Origin of the sequence: Chitinophaga horti (assembly GCF_022867795.2) — a bacterium.
GTDB classification, from domain to species: domain Bacteria; phylum Bacteroidota; class Bacteroidia; order Chitinophagales; family Chitinophagaceae; genus Chitinophaga; species Chitinophaga horti.
The window spans coordinates 702,958-717,024 of the sequence record NZ_CP107006.1 but is presented as its reverse complement, the minus strand read 5'-3'; the positions used below and the strand labels follow the sequence as shown (position 1 = coordinate 717,024).

12 protein-coding genes are annotated in these 14,067 nt (G+C 50.6%); 8 read left to right on the top strand and 4 right to left on the bottom strand.

The features are described 5' to 3' along the window. Window positions 1–29: 29 nt before the first annotated feature. Together MKQ68_RS03140 and MKQ68_RS03135 are read right to left on the bottom strand one after the other, a co-directional pair. A complete protein-coding gene (locus MKQ68_RS03140) occupies window positions 30–797 on the bottom strand; it encodes an SDR family oxidoreductase (protein WP_264282039.1) in 768 nt (255 codons plus the stop codon). A gap of 9 nt (window positions 798–806) precedes the next feature. Continuing rightward, a complete protein-coding gene (locus tag MKQ68_RS03135; protein ID WP_264282038.1) occupies window positions 807–2,993 on the bottom strand; it encodes a glycoside hydrolase family 88 protein in 2,187 nt (728 codons plus the stop codon). 326 nt (window positions 2,994–3,319) lie between these two features. Between MKQ68_RS03135 and MKQ68_RS03130 the strand changes: the two genes are divergently transcribed. The 3 genes from MKQ68_RS03130 to MKQ68_RS03120 all read left to right on the top strand — a co-directional run bounded on the left by MKQ68_RS03130 (window position 3,320) and on the right by MKQ68_RS03120 (window position 6,021). Continuing rightward, window positions 3,320–3,763 carry a DUF6496 domain-containing protein gene (locus MKQ68_RS03130; protein ID WP_264282037.1) on the top strand — a complete coding sequence of 148 codons (444 nt, stop codon included), beginning with the start codon at window positions 3,320–3,322 and terminating at the stop codon, window positions 3,761–3,763. 69 nt (window positions 3,764–3,832) lie between these two features. Beyond that, window positions 3,833–4,492: a DUF6766 family protein gene (locus MKQ68_RS03125; RefSeq protein ID WP_264282036.1), complete on the top strand. Its 660-nt coding sequence runs from the start codon at window positions 3,833–3,835 to the stop codon at window positions 4,490–4,492. Window positions 4,493–4,695: 203 nt separating this feature from the next. After that, complete coding sequence (locus MKQ68_RS03120; protein WP_244841917.1) at window positions 4,696–6,021, top strand: serine hydrolase domain-containing protein; 1,326 nt, start codon at window positions 4,696–4,698, stop codon at window positions 6,019–6,021. Between the two features lie 2 nt (window positions 6,022–6,023). Here MKQ68_RS03120 and MKQ68_RS03115 read toward each other — a convergent pair whose 3' ends face one another. Next, window positions 6,024–8,447, bottom strand: a complete 2,424-nt coding sequence (locus MKQ68_RS03115; protein ID WP_264282035.1) for an outer membrane beta-barrel protein — start codon at window positions 8,445–8,447, stop codon at window positions 6,024–6,026. Between the two features lie 251 nt (window positions 8,448–8,698). On the opposite strand from MKQ68_RS03115, the gene MKQ68_RS03110 reads away from it, so the two are divergent. Beyond that, window positions 8,699–9,061 carry an HPF/RaiA family ribosome-associated protein gene (locus MKQ68_RS03110; protein WP_244841920.1) on the top strand — a complete coding sequence of 121 codons (363 nt, stop codon included), beginning with the start codon at window positions 8,699–8,701 and terminating at the stop codon, window positions 9,059–9,061. Window positions 9,062–9,213: 152 nt separating this feature from the next. Here the strand turns inward: MKQ68_RS03110 and MKQ68_RS03105 are convergent, their stop codons facing one another. Beyond that, window positions 9,214–9,408, bottom strand: coding sequence for a hypothetical protein (locus MKQ68_RS03105; RefSeq protein WP_264282034.1), 195 nt, complete (start codon window positions 9,406–9,408; stop codon window positions 9,214–9,216). Window positions 9,409–9,503: 95 nt separating this feature from the next. On the opposite strand from MKQ68_RS03105, the gene MKQ68_RS03100 reads away from it, so the two are divergent. From MKQ68_RS03100 to MKQ68_RS03085, 4 genes are all read left to right on the top strand, one after another. Beyond that, on the top strand, window positions 9,504–10,241 hold the full coding sequence (locus tag MKQ68_RS03100; RefSeq protein WP_264282033.1) for a YqjF family protein: 738 nt from the start codon (window positions 9,504–9,506) through the stop codon (window positions 10,239–10,241). Window positions 10,242–10,284: 43 nt separating this feature from the next. Next, complete coding sequence (locus tag MKQ68_RS03095; RefSeq protein WP_264282032.1) at window positions 10,285–10,812, top strand: hypothetical protein; 528 nt, start codon at window positions 10,285–10,287, stop codon at window positions 10,810–10,812. A gap of 174 nt (window positions 10,813–10,986) precedes the next feature. Continuing rightward, window positions 10,987–12,390: an ATP-binding protein gene (locus MKQ68_RS03090; RefSeq protein ID WP_264282031.1), complete on the top strand. Its 1,404-nt coding sequence runs from the start codon at window positions 10,987–10,989 to the stop codon at window positions 12,388–12,390. A gap of 8 nt (window positions 12,391–12,398) precedes the next feature. Then, on the top strand, window positions 12,399–14,066 hold the full coding sequence (locus tag MKQ68_RS03085; protein ID WP_264282030.1) for an FAD-dependent oxidoreductase: 1,668 nt from the start codon (window positions 12,399–12,401) through the stop codon (window positions 14,064–14,066). Window position 14,067 lies beyond the last annotated feature (1 nt).

Here is a 14,067-nt window from a genome sequence, read left to right as displayed (position 1 = left end):
GCCAGCCCTGCGAAATCCTACTCGTTCATTTATATCAATTGCAGGTGCGGCCGTATCTGCACCAACACCACGTCACAACGTTTCGGCTGGCAAAGCGTATACAGCACGCAAGCCGCAATATCTTCCGCTTTAAGCATCTCCCCTTTCTCTTCTTTTTCACGCTGATCCGGTACGGAGACAGGCTGCATGTCCGTACCAACTGCCCCGGGTTCAATGAGCGTCACCTTTATACCTTCAGGGTTTAGCTCTTTCCGCAAAGCGGCGGAAAAGCCTTCTATGCCCGATTTAGTAGCAACGTACACTGAACTGCCGGCCTCCCGCACTTCGGCGCTCATGGAGCCGATGTTTACGATATGACCGTCTTTGCCCTTCATGCGTTTGGCAGCTTCGTGAGAGCAGGCCAGGTAGCCCAGCAGGTTTGTCTTCAACACGTATTCCCAATCGCTGTAGCTTCCGTCCGCAATGCTCTGGTAGGCTAATGCAGCATTATTTACGAGAATATCCAGTCCTTCCGGATGTGCATCCACCTCCTGGAAAGTTTGCTCGATACCTTCACGTGTAGCGATATCGGCGACGATGCCGCTCACCTGTGATGTCAAACCTTGTTTATTAAAATCTTCCAGGGTGTCATTCAATTCTTTTTCATGCCGGCCGAGGATGATCACATTGGCTCCATTAGCCGCCAGCATTAATGCTGTGGCCCGTCCGATGCCGGTGGTCCCCCCGGTAATCAACGCTCTTTTGCCCCTGATACCATAAGGCAAATACGCCGCCTGGTCTGTAAGTGGTTGTGTCATATCTGGTAATTAGTTTTTTGTCCAGTTAATTGTTATTTCCTGGTCACCCTGTACATCAAAGCATAGATGGCCGTCACTGTTTAAACCGCCTGTAATAAGCCCCTGGTCGCTGCCGCGCACCTTGAACTCAGGCAACGGTGCAGCGCTCGTTTTAATGATCGCCAGCCTGCATTTCAGCAGTTTATATCCCTTCACGCCGAATTTGACGGAGCGTCCCTTACCGGCATCAAACCCGGTAGTGGGGTAATCGATGAAAATGGTAAAGGTTTCATTGGGCAACTTCAGGTAATGCCTGGGCACAATGCCGAAGGCCAGCCCCGCACCATATACCTCCTGCCCTACGCTGCCCGACTGCTCAAAGCCGTCGTGCAGGTCCTCGATGGCGACCCATAGTTCTTTATCCAGCTCGCCTGCTTTAGGTTTTGGCACTAACACCTCTTCCGGCAGCATAACCGGGAAGTAGTAGGCTGCGCGATAGATCAGGAATCTCACATACTCTGCCAGCAATAGCGAAACTGCCGGCATAATATCTACCCCTTCTGCCTGTTGTAAAAAGTCATGTATGGCTGCAAAGCCTTCCTGCTCCTCATAAACGGCGGTATACGGTGCGTCATTCAGCGGATAAAGCGCGAAGAAAGTAGGATAGTGTTTACCATGACCATAGTTGCAATTCCACAGCCGCATGTTTTTAAACAGGTTGGCGATGCAGAGATAACTCAGATCGAGGAACCGCTTTTTACCGGTCACCTTGTACAGCCGCAGCATAGCGCCGGCGGAAAAGGCGGTGTTGTTTGCCTGGTAAAACATATCGAAGCCGAAATCGGTGAGTGTGATCGCTGCTTTCTCTGCTTCCCGCAGGTATCGTTTGTCGCCGGTAAGCTCCCAGGCCTGCAACATGATATGTGCGTAAATGCCCGCTACATCCTTCTCTCCACCTTTGCCTGGTGCGGTTTCCGCCTTTATCACTTCCAACGTATCTACATTATAAAATACCGGCCAGTGGTATTTGAAATGATGCGCTACTTTGATCACATAATCGAGCGAACCGATAAACAAACGTTCGGCCGACTTATTGCCCATCTTTGCCATACGCGACAAATTAAGCAGCGGGTGATGCAGGTACCATGCATCCATTACACGGGGCTTCTTTTGCTCCTCGTCACCCGTCAGGCGATCTTCCGCAGCCGGCAGCCAACGTATGATGGTACGCAGGCGTTCGTCGTAAAAATCACCAATACCTTTTTCCAACGAATCGATGAGTGCGAGCGGTTCGCCACTCCATTTGCGGTAATCGTGCAAAGGCATCAACACTGCAAGTTGCACCATAATTTCGGGTGCACCGCTGTAATCGCCGACATACGGCGTCAGATAAAAGTTGCGGCTCACAAAATTCCAGCAGCCGTGGTGATGTTCCAGTCCGAGCAATGAACGTTTCACTATCAACGGCCAATCGTGCATTTTTGTTTCCGGCCGTGCAATATGAAGATAGATGCGCGCAATGGCCCGCAGGTACTCTCGCGCCAGATCAAACTCCTGCAGTACGGGCTGCTGATCGATAAGCAGATAGGCATCGCTGATGACAAACTGTTTATCTGGCGGTAGCGGTTTTTCTTTGGTCGGTGGAAGCGAAAATCCAAACTCCGGCCAGTCGCCGCCCACCGCATTTTGCGCAGGCACGCCGATCTCTTCACAATACGCGCCGAGCATGGATAGATCTTGCTGGTAGCAGATGCATAATAACTCAGGCCGGCTCATCGTAGCGAAAGTCACGCCCGAGCGGGCACCTACCTGTTTAACATGTACTGTACCATCGCCCCGTTCATCCAACACATGTACATCGCGCGGCCAGAACGGAATAAATAAAGGCGCGGCAGGCGTAAGTTCACAGTTGTAATGCAACAACTGCTGCTCCTCATCCGTCACCTCTAAAGTGACCTTCATGTCGCCAATTGGAGACGAAAGAAAGAAAACATACCTGTCGCCCTCTTCCAGCATCCGTTTCAACTGCAAGCCGCCACCAGGCGCGTACGCCATCGCGCAGCACAAATGAGATTTACCGAGCTTTATGGAAGCCAGCAACGCTTCACCACTGTTCAATACTTGCAACTCCATATTACGGACGCGCCGCCCGATTAATACTTCCTGCTCTTCTCTCTTCAGATATTCAATTATTGATAAAGACCAAGGTGTTCGCATAGTGTATCTGGAACAAAAGTTATTCCCCGATGCCTAAAGCCGCTCGTAGCCGAACGTTGCGCCCCGTGTTGCATGTATTTCTCCACATCTTTTTATGGCAGAGCGCAGGTAATCCTCTACGGCAAACCCTGCTGAAACAAGCGCCCACAGCAGGTTTAACCTCATCAGCAGGAAGAGGTGGCACAGCTTTTATCATATAATTACAAAGGTGCGTGCACCGTACCCCCTTTATAATGAAGGCTACAGCCAGAAAGATATATTTGCAGGCCAGCACCTGAAAAGGAATGGAATGCATCAGTTGCTTACTAACCTTAAATTCAAATGTTATGGCAAAGTACAGTAAAAAAGCCGGTGGCAAAGTTGAACGCGCCATGCATGAAATGCATGAAGGCAAGCTGAAAAGCGGTCGTAGCGGCAAAAAAGTAACCAATCCTAAACAGGCGATCGCCATTGGCCTCTCCGAAGCCCGTTCAGAAGGAGCGAAAGCGCCTAAAAAGGCTGCAGCTAAAAAAGCAACACCGAAGAAAGCTGCTGCCAAGAAAGCAACGCCGAAAAAAGCCGCTGCTAAAAAAGCGACACCGAAAAAAGCCGCCGCTAAAAGAGCGGCACCTAAGAAGGCTGCTGCTAAGAAAGCAACGCCAAAGAAAGCCGCCGCTAAAAAGGCTGCTCCGAAAAAGAAAGCCGCTGCTAAAAAAGCGACACCAAAGAAGAAAGCCGCCGCTAAAAAGGCCGCACCTAAAAAGAAGGCCGCTTCACGCCGCAAATCTTAACACCTTTTCTGTTCCAATCATAAATGAAGGGGCCGGCGTAATTGCCGGCCTTTCAAAATGTAAGTATCCATGAAAAAAAATAGCTGGTGGTACCGCAACGGCCTCTCCATTGCCTTCGTATCCATGTTGTTGATATGCCTTTGCGCACAGGCCTACACAGGCTGGCTGCAATTTAATGAAGAACTGTCCGAAAAAGGACAGGCGGAAATTGCCTTTGCCCCTTATCTGACGAGCCCCCACTTCATCGAGGCCACGTTCGAAAACTGGGAAAGTGAATTTTTGCAGATGGGTATGTACGTATTGCTCACCGTGTGGCTGCGGCAAAAGGGATCGGCGGAGTCCAAATCCCTCGAAGAGAAAGAAGAAGTGGACCGCGAACCTGTACCTAGCCCCGATGCGCCCTGGTCGGTAAACAAAGGCGGTATATGGCTGGCCTTTTACCGCAATTCGTTGTCCATCGCCTTCTTTGGCTTGTTCCTGGTGTCGTTCGTACTGCATTTTAAGGGCAGCATGGACACATTTAACATCGAACAGGCCGAACAGGGCAAACCGCTGGAAAGCGTGTCTGAATACCTGCTAAATTCCAAATTCTGGTTCGAATCGTTCCAGAACTGGCAAAGCGAATTTCTATCCGTCGCGGCTATAGTCATCCTCTCCATCTTCCTGCGGCAAAAAGGCTCCCCCGAATCCAAACCGGTAGACGCGCCACATGCGGAAACGGGAAAATAAATCATGATGAGACCAACGGCGGATGCCCTGCTCACCCGCCGTTGTGTCACACCCTTCAACGACCACCACCCTGCCACTCGATAAGATGCCTCATAATATCGCTACTATGTATTGCATAGTACATAATACTATCCTATTTTTACAACGATTATGTAAGTTTTCCATCCTGCTTACTTACTAATAACCCAAACAACCTTTTTACCATGAAGCGATCATCGCTGCTGTTGTTATGGCTATGCCTGGCAACGCTTGCCTCTGCGCAAAACCTGTCTGCCAAACTAGACACGGTACTGAATTACTATGCCCGTAAAGGACAGTTTAACGGATCGGCCCTCGTCGCCTACAAGGGTACCGTCGTCCTTACCAAAGGCTACGGCTTCCGCGATTCAGCGAAGCTGGTCAAGAATGACGAGAACAGTATTTTCCAGCTTGGCTCTATCACAAAACAATTCACGTCTACCATCATTCTCAGACTGCAAGAGGAGAAAAAGCTGAACGTAAACGAACGGCTCAGTAAGTACTTCCCCTCCTATCCAAAGGGCGACAGCATCACCATTGCGCAACTCATGTCGCATACTTCGGGCATTTTCAATTACACGAACGATCGGGTTTTCATGCAAAGCCAGATCGAAAAACACTTCAGCCGCGACAGCATGCTGGCATTGTTTCAGCACAAACCGTTAGAATTTTCGCCGGGCAGTAAGTACCAGTATTCGAACTCGAATTATATGTTGTTAGGCTATATTATCGAGGATGTGACGAAGATGCCTTACTACCAGGCCGCCCGTCGCTACCTGTTCACACCACTAAAAATGACGCATACAGGCTTCGACTTCACCAGGCTTAAATCGCGGGAAAAAGCAACCGGCTACTTTACCCTGGCGAGGCGCGCACCGATCGTGGATTCAAGCATCAGTTACGCCGCGGGTGCCGCCTATTCCACCACCGGCGACTTATACAAATGGCACCAGGGGATGTCGGCCAACCGCATCATCAGCGCCGCTTCAGCTACGCAGGCTTACATGCCGGTGTTAAACAATTACGGCTTCGGCTGGGTCATCGACTCGGTGGCAGGAAAACGTAAGATCGGCCATGGCGGAGGCATCCACGGGTTCAACACGACGATCAGTCGTATACCGGAAGATGAGGCCTGTATTATACTGTTATCGAACGTATCTAACAGTCTATTAAATACGATCACGGATGGTTTATGGAAAACGATTTACCTGGATGCACCGCCGCCGGCAGACAATCCATCTGTAAAAGTCGACCTGGCGCTGCTGGAGCAATACAAGGGTAATTATACCGCCGAAAATGGTTTTAGTGTGATGTTCAGCGTGCAAAATGGCGAGCTGCATGCCGTGCCACGCGGTCAGAATGAAAAAGTGATGGCTGCCGACGGAAAAGATAGTTTTTATGACGCCGAAGAGCAGCACATCAAAATAAAATTTAACCGCGACGATAAAGACCAGGTGAACAGTTTTACACTCACCCAAAGCGGCCGGCAGATGATTTTCAAGAAAGACTAATCTTAACCCGCACGGTTAGCCTCCTCCTCCGAACCTGTCTTTCGCTCCCGCGCACCTTCAATCTTCGTATTGCCGAAGCGGTAGGTGAAAGACAGGTTGGCGGTGCGGTTCTGCCAGCGGTTATTCACCCGCAGGTACACGTTACCGTAGTCGGCCGTACCCCTGAAGCGGTTCGTAGCGAATATGTCCTGTACGTTCAGTTTCAGCGTGGCCTTCTTCTTCATGATCTCCTTTTGTATACCACCCCAAACGCCGCCCATTGCCTGTGATTTAAAAATGCCATATACAGTGGGCGCCTCATACCATGCGCCCAGTTCGATCTTAATATCGGCAGGCAGCGTAAACGTATTCGTGATGTTGAGGTTCCAGGATAGTTGCCTGGTATAAAAGGTGCTCGTCGTATCTCTTATCTGGTACCGGGTATGGTACACTGCGCCGTTGCTGTTAATGTTCCACCACTTCGCCGGATCAAAAGGCGCCGTCAGGTTCAACGCGTAGTTTACCTGCGTACCGAGGTTGCGGTTCGTGCTGACGGTAATCTTGGTTTTATCGTTCTGTATCAGGTATTCATCGATCAGGTCTGTAGTAACAGACGATGCGAGGGATACGATATACTTCGTTTTAAATATATAGCTCAGTTCCGTGTTATGCGTGTACTCCGGCGTAAGGTAAGAGTTGCCGCGGAAGAAAGTAAACTTGTCCAGGAAGAAGTAGAAAGGATTAAGCATCCCGTAACCCGGACGATTAATGCGTTTCGAGTACGCCAGCGATAACTTATGATTCTCCGAAAACTTATGATCGGCGGTAAAGTTCGGGAACCAGTTTAAATAGTTCCGTTTGATGCGATTCTTTAACGAAATGGAGTTCGCGTCCGCTTCCGTATGCTCGGCGCGCAGCCCCAAGGTGAAGTCGGTCTTTTTGAATTGTTGCTTGTACACAAAGTAGGCAGCGTACACATTTTCGTTGTACTTAAACTGGTCGTACTGCGAGGCTACGGGTACGTATTCGCCGTTCAGCAGCGAGTCATAACGCATGTAATTATCCACCTTCACGAAACTCGCTTTCACTCCTGCTTCCACTTTAATGGTTTTGCTAAGCGGGAGTACCAGGTCCGACTTTATGCTATAAATATCGATGTAAGTGTAAGGCCGCATGCTGATGGCGCTCCGTTGCGTAACATCGCTGGAAGAAACCTGCACCATACTATCGGCCAGGTTGTTGCGCATATTGTTGTGAAAATGCGCATAGTCCGCATCGATGGTAAACTCTGTGCCCAGCGTATCTGGTTTCAGTTTGTAGTTAAGATTATAAGTCGTGTTTGAAAACCGATTATTAGCGCGCACACTCGTATGCAGGATAGAATCGATCGCTGCGCCCTTGTTAGAAATTTTTGTGGCACTGGGTGCGTTTCGCCAAAAGGCATTGTACGACGCATTCGTGAGTACGCCGATCGTTTGTTTCGGTGTAATGAAGAAATCGACACCTGCTTTGTAGGAGCGGTTAAGAAAATCGTTCGTCTGGTACACATCCTGCCGGAATTGTGTAGGCTGCGCGCCGCCTGTAATACGGTGCAGCTCGCGGGTGTTATAACTTTGGCGGTCACCGTAGTTCACGGTCCCAAACGCATTAAAACGTTTCGTGCGCCAGTTTACACTGCCCCCTATCCCGTAAAACCAATAGCGGCCCGCCCCTACGTTCGCATTGGCGGTCCCGTTCAATCCGGTAAGTTGTCCCTTTTTAGTTTTGATATTGATGATACCCGAACTGCCTGCAGCATCGTACCGCGCGCTGGGACTGGTAATAATTTCTATCTGAGATACGGTTTCTGCCGGCATACTTTTCAGCAATTCGGCCAGTGCTTCATTGGAGAGATAAGTGAGTTTGCCGTCGAGCATCACTGTCACCCCCGATTTACCTCGTACCGACAAATTATCGCTGTTATCCACCGACACACCGGGCGCACGGCGCAACAAGTCCATCACACTATTGCCGGCTGCAGCCACACTGCTTTCCACATTCAATACCGTTTTGCCTTCGGTACGTTCCACGAACGGCTTCTGGCCCGTAACATTTACCTCCTTCAGGTTTTTGGAGGATAAGCGCATGGTAATATTGGGCAGCTCCAGTTGCTGGCTGGCGCCCAGGTCAAAAGCAGTTGTATTATGGGGAGCATAACCCATTTGCGTCACCTGTACAAAGTAACGGCCTGCTGGCAGCTGATCGATCTGGGTTTTACCATCGGCATCGCTCATTTGTCCCTTTAACAGGGCGCTGTCGGCCGACTTCTTAACCGCCACGCCGGCATATGGCAGCGGCTTTCCGGCTTCGTCCAGCACCTTTACCGACACCTTACCACGTTGCTGGGCAAAGAGGGGCATGCACATACCGAAGCATAGCAAAGCTAGCAGGATGATTGTTGTTCTCATACAGTATTATATGTGTTCAGGTGAACAGGGGCTGGTCTCTGGTTTTACTGACGATTTGGGTGGTTCCGATATTACAGTTGTTGCTGGCATACAGCATTAGCGCATATTACCATATTAAAGACGCTCAACGAAACAAATAGTTGCAAATGGTTGTTAAAATTATGTGGTTGATAAGTTGATGCCGCTTATCCGTGAATAAAACCGCCTTTTCTGGCATAATTCGTGTCGTTTCACCCGTAAAAAGTATCGATATGGAACCTATTATCATTCAGTCATTAGGATTTAAAGCGCAGGCGGCCCTGGAAGATTTCATCAAAGAGAAGCTCCAAACGATCAAACACGATAAAGTGGTAAAAACAGAAGTTACCCTTTACCTGGGACCTGACAGCAAACCAGATAATAAAACCTGCGAAATAAGGCTACACATCCCCGGTAACGACCTGTTTGCCAAGAAAGATGGGGAATATTTTGAACCTGCCGTAAGTGAGTGTATAGAAGTGCTGAAGAGAGAAGTACGCGAACTGAAGGAAAGACAGGCCGATCGTCGCCAGGCAGATGCAGAGGTAATTCAGAACGCATTGATGGAAGGTGGCGCAGATGACGATGAGCTGTAGACCTTTTCAATTGTACATATAAAACGACAGGCGTCCGGTAACCGGGCGCCTGTCGTTTTTGTTCAGGTCTGTGCTTAAATGCAGTTGATCGGGGCGTGGTTTAGCCAAAGCTGCCCGTGACAGCATATTACATTATCCACGTTGCCCAAAAATCAGGTATCTACTGTGCCGGAATAAGTATCCCTGGGCAAACCGCCGCCCGGTTTCGCATCATCGGTCTTCAGCGGGGGCCTGTCGGTATTGATCAGCTTATCTTCGCCGCCGCCTTTACGTTTAGCGCGGTATACCAGGTAATATATAATGGCAGAGGCCAGTAGAATCAATGCTATCAAGGGTATCGGTTCCATAATCTGCATGTTTTGTTTCATGGTAGTGAAATCAGATACTGTGCCACAGAAGGCTTGCATGAGAATTGCGTATAATTGCATCAAACTTACTATCCATGTTGAATACCCAGGCAAACAGGATCCGGGAAATGGTGGAACATCGTCCACAGGTGCAGTTCCCGGGCAATGAATGGCAGTGGTACCAGGAGTGGGACCAGGTGCTGTTTTTCCACTGGCAGCTCGACCCCGCCGAAGTAACACCGCTGCTGCCCCCCAAACTGAGACTGGATTTATTTGAAGGCAGGGCCTGGATATCGCTGGTGCCTTTTACCATGATGCAGGTTCGCCCCCGCCTGTTGCCACCACTCTCCTTTGTGTCTGATTTTCATGAAGTAAACCTGCGCACCTATGTAACGAACGGACCTAACAAGGGCGTGTATTTCTTCTCATTGGAAGCAGGGAATGCCTTTTCCGCCTACATTTCCCGGCGGTTCTCGGGATTACCTTACGAGCGGTCTGCCATTTCGCGGGAGGCCGGGCAGTACGACGTGCAGAATCCCCGCACGGGAAATCATTTGCGGGTGCGTTATACGCCCGGGGAAGCGGTGAAACATAAAACGGAACTGGATAAATGGCTGACTGAGCGATACTACCTCATGCTGCAGAAGGGAGATAAAGTTTTTGAGTTTCATGTCCATCATCCTGAATGGGCATTGCAAGAGCCCGGTGTACAGGAAGTGGATATCAGTTACAAATTGGGAAACCTCCACCTCACTCATAAAACCGTTGCCCGCACGCATTATTCACCCGGCGTAAAAGTAATCGCCTGGCCACAGGAGATCATTCACGTTTGAGTTTGTGGCATAGTATTTCATGGTATTGATTAAACACACGACCATGGAAAAGAAAAACCCACTTCAACATACCGACCTCCCCGATAATGACCGCGACCGCAAACACCTGGAGCCGGAAGAAACATCCATCGAGCTGCCGGAGGTACGCGACATCCCCGGGCAGGAACATGTACACGTGCCGCCATTAGGCGAACTGGCAGATACCACCGCCTCATCTGCCGATGAAGAAGGCGAAGGCCTGCTCGACGACCTGAACGGCGACGAAAATGTAACCAACGACGACAGCAACGTTACCAATACCGAACGTGATTTGCTCGACCGTGCCGCCAATGAAACACCGGGCGACGAAGGCGCCTCCGACCTGCGCCGTGCGAGGCTCGACAGTGTGGATGAAGACGGCGACATTCTCAATGAAAAAGGATTCGGCTTCGATAACACCGGCGACGACCTCGACGTGCCGGGGCAGGAAGACGATGACCAGTTCGAGAATGCAGGGGCGGAAGATGAGGAGAACAATGCCTACAGCACCGACAAGAACCCGGACGATGATGAGACCCTCGGTATTCCTTAACAGTTAAGTGCAGTGATGATCGATATATGAGCCGTGCGGGCGTGCAATGATGCGCGCCCGCACTTTGTTTGTACTTGTACATTTCATAGAATTTATATCCCAATTCGCGCCTTCTGAACAGCAACCGTTGCCGCTATTACCGATTAGCCTGAATATTGACTAACTTTAAGCGATATGATACCTGTAACCAGCGAACATCTTCAAAACATAGACGTACTCAGGAATGTACCCAGCGAGCAGCTGCAGTGGCTGATCGACAACAGCGAACACCGGATCGTGCCGCAGGGCGACTACGCCTTTAAAAAAGGCGATGCGCTGGATAAGCTGGTCATCATCATCAAGGGAAAAATATTCGTATTTATTGCCATGGACAACCAGCAGCGGGAGATCGCTACCTGGGGTACGGGCACGATTACGGGCTACCTCCCCTTTTCGCGCGCTACACACACGTTCGCCAGCGGTCAGGCTGTGGAAGATACGCAGCTGATGTCGCTGCCATTACCACAGGTACGGGAGATGATCTGCGAACGTTTTGAACTGACGGAGGTACTGGTACATGTGATGACCGACCGCGTGAGAGACCTGACGGCCAATCAGCTCCAGAATGAAAAAATGACCGCACTGGGTAAACTATCCGCAGGCTTAGCGCACGAACTGAACAACCCCGCTTCGGCTGTGGTACGTGGTGCTGTGTCGCTGAAACAACACTTGCAGGCCATGCCGGAGTATTTTAAAGAAGTGATCAGCGTACAGATGCGGCCCGAGGATGTAGACCTGGTAAGGGACGTGATGTTCGAGGTAATCGGCCATCATCAGCATAAAGCTACGCTCTCCATGATGGAGCGTTCTGGCAAAGAGGACGATATGTACGACTGGCTATCGCAGTTCAACGTAAAGAATGCGCAGGACATTGCAGAGAACTTCGTGGAGTTCGGGTTCACCCTCACTCACCTGGAAACATTCAAGAAACATATTTCGGAGAAAGACCTGAGCGCGATCCTTAACTGGATCAACAAAAACCTGGTAACCGAAAGGATGGTGACAGATATTGAAGAAGCCTCCCAGCGCATCTCCAAACTGGTGCAATCGGTAAAAACCTTTACCCACATGGACCAGGGCAATGCCCGCCAGCAGAGCAACATTCACGATGGGCTTACCAATACCCTTACGATGCTGCAGTACAAGTTGCGTAAAAACAACATCCAGCTGGTACAGGCGTTCGATAAAGACCTGCCGCCCATCAACGCAATGATCGGGGAACTGAACCAGGTGTGGACGAACCTGATCGATAACGCGGTGGATGCGATGGAAGTGAACGGCAAGGGCGTGCTGGAAATTAAGACCGAACGTGACGGCGATTGTATCAAAGTGCACATTATTGATAACGGCCCGGGTATTCCTCCTGAAATTAGCCGTCGTATATTTGACCCGTTCTTTACCACCAAATCAATTGGTAAAGGCACCGGCCTGGGGCTTGATATTGTGAACCAGATCGTAAAACAACATAAGGGAGCCATCAAAGTGGAATCGGTGCCCGGCCGCACCAACTTTTGGGTATCCCTTCCCATTAAAGGATAAAAAGAGACATGACAAACCTGCCAATCATATTTTGTATAGACGATGACGCCCAGGTATTGCGCGCCATCGTACGCGACCTGAAGAACAAGTACCGCGAAGAATACCGCATTCTCAGCACCACCATCGTGCAGGAAGCCCTGGACAGCCTGCTGGAACTGAAGAACAAAGGGGAAACCGTTTCCCTGTTCCTCACCGATCAGCGCATGCCCGAAATGGACGGCGTAACCTTTCTGGAGCACGCCCGGAAGTTTTACCCGGATGCGAAACGTGTACTGCTTACCGCCTATTCAGACACCGAAGCGGCCATTAAGGCGATCAACCAGGTACAGCTGGACTACTATCTCATTAAGCCCTGGGACCCGCCGGAGGAGAAATTATACCCGGTGATCGACGAGCTGCTCGATGAATGGCGCGGCATGTACCGCCCGGAGTTCCGCGGCATCAAAGTAACTGGCTACCAGTTCTCCCGCGATTCGCATGCGGTGAAGGACTTCCTGGCGGGCAACCTCATCCCCTACCAGTGGCTGGACATACAGAACTCGGAAGAAGGCCAGCGCCTGCTGAAACTCAATAAACTGGATAATAACAGTCTGCCCGTTGTGTTCATGGACGACGGCTCCTATCTCTGCAAACCTTCCATTGGCGACATTGCGGCTAAAGTAGGGTTGAATCCGCAGATCAAGCATGACATGTACGATGTGGTGATCATCGGTGCGGGACCGGCAGGCCTTGCCGCCGGCGTATACGGTGCGTCCGAAGGCTTAAAAACACTGCTCATCGAGCGTCGTGCCCCGGGCGGACAGGCAGGTACCAGTTCCCGCATCGAGAACTATCTTGGCTTTCCTACGGGCCTGAGTGGTGCTGAACTTACCCGCCGTGCGATTACACAGGCAACCCGGCTGGGTACAGAATTTATCACGCCGCAGGCGGTAAAAGACATTAAACAAAGCGGCGGTTATAACAAGATCATCCTCGACGACGATCGGGAAATCAACACCCGCAGCATCGTGATTACTACCGGTGTAGACTATCGTAAACTAGACACCAAAGGCATCGCCGACTTCACCGGTGCCGGCATTTACTACGGTGCCGCTATGACCGAAGCTACTGCCTGTAAGGGACAAAACGTGTTCGTGGTAGGCGGCGGCAACTCCGCCGGACAGGCAGCGATGTACCTTTCGAAGTTCGCGCAGAACGTATACATCCTTATTCGTAAAGATGATTTGTCGAGCACCATGTCATCTTACCTGATCGACCAGATCGCCGGTACCGACAATATCGTCGTACGGCCTAAGACCGAAATCATTGAAGCACGCGGCACCGACAGGCTGGAAGAACTGGTGATCCGCGAAATAGAGACCGGCAACACCACTACCGAAAGAGCCGGTGCCCTCTACATCTTCATTGGTGCTAAACCCTTTACCGACTGGATTAAGATGGACATCATCAAAGATCCGAAAGGCTTTATCGAAACCGGTCGTGAGTTAAAGAACTACGACAACTTCGCCCGCGTGTGGAAGCAGAACCGCGATCCTTACTTGCTGGAGACCAGCTGCCCGGGCATCTTTGCTGCCGGCGACGTACGCGCCAGCGCCATGAACCGTGTGGCAGCCGCAGTAGGCGAAGGCTCGATGGCCATCAGTTTTGTACACAAATTCCTGGCGGAAGTAAAATAAC

Excerpts from the sequence above, each read along its gene's own strand:
- MKQ68_RS03140 (WP_264282039.1), bottom strand. The coding sequence starts at position 797 with ATGACACAACCACTTACAGACCAGGCGGCGTATTTGCCTTATGGTATC.
- MKQ68_RS03135 (WP_264282038.1), bottom strand. The coding sequence starts at position 2,993 with ATGCGAACACCTTGGTCTTTATCAATAATTGAATATCTGAAGAGAGAA.
- MKQ68_RS03130 (WP_264282037.1), top strand. The coding sequence starts at position 3,320 with ATGGCAAAGTACAGTAAAAAAGCCGGTGGCAAAGTTGAACGCGCCATG.
- MKQ68_RS03125 (WP_264282036.1), top strand. The coding sequence starts at position 3,833 with ATGAAAAAAAATAGCTGGTGGTACCGCAACGGCCTCTCCATTGCCTTC.
- MKQ68_RS03120 (WP_244841917.1), top strand. The coding sequence starts at position 4,696 with ATGAAGCGATCATCGCTGCTGTTGTTATGGCTATGCCTGGCAACGCTT.
- MKQ68_RS03115 (WP_264282035.1), bottom strand. The coding sequence starts at position 8,447 with ATGAGAACAACAATCATCCTGCTAGCTTTGCTATGCTTCGGTATGTGC.
- MKQ68_RS03110 (WP_244841920.1), top strand. The coding sequence starts at position 8,699 with ATGGAACCTATTATCATTCAGTCATTAGGATTTAAAGCGCAGGCGGCC.
- MKQ68_RS03105 (WP_264282034.1), bottom strand. The coding sequence starts at position 9,408 with ATGGAACCGATACCCTTGATAGCATTGATTCTACTGGCCTCTGCCATT.
- MKQ68_RS03100 (WP_264282033.1), top strand. The coding sequence starts at position 9,504 with ATGTTGAATACCCAGGCAAACAGGATCCGGGAAATGGTGGAACATCGT.
- MKQ68_RS03095 (WP_264282032.1), top strand. The coding sequence starts at position 10,285 with ATGGAAAAGAAAAACCCACTTCAACATACCGACCTCCCCGATAATGAC.
- MKQ68_RS03090 (WP_264282031.1), top strand. The coding sequence starts at position 10,987 with ATGATACCTGTAACCAGCGAACATCTTCAAAACATAGACGTACTCAGG.
- MKQ68_RS03085 (WP_264282030.1), top strand. The coding sequence starts at position 12,399 with ATGACAAACCTGCCAATCATATTTTGTATAGACGATGACGCCCAGGTA.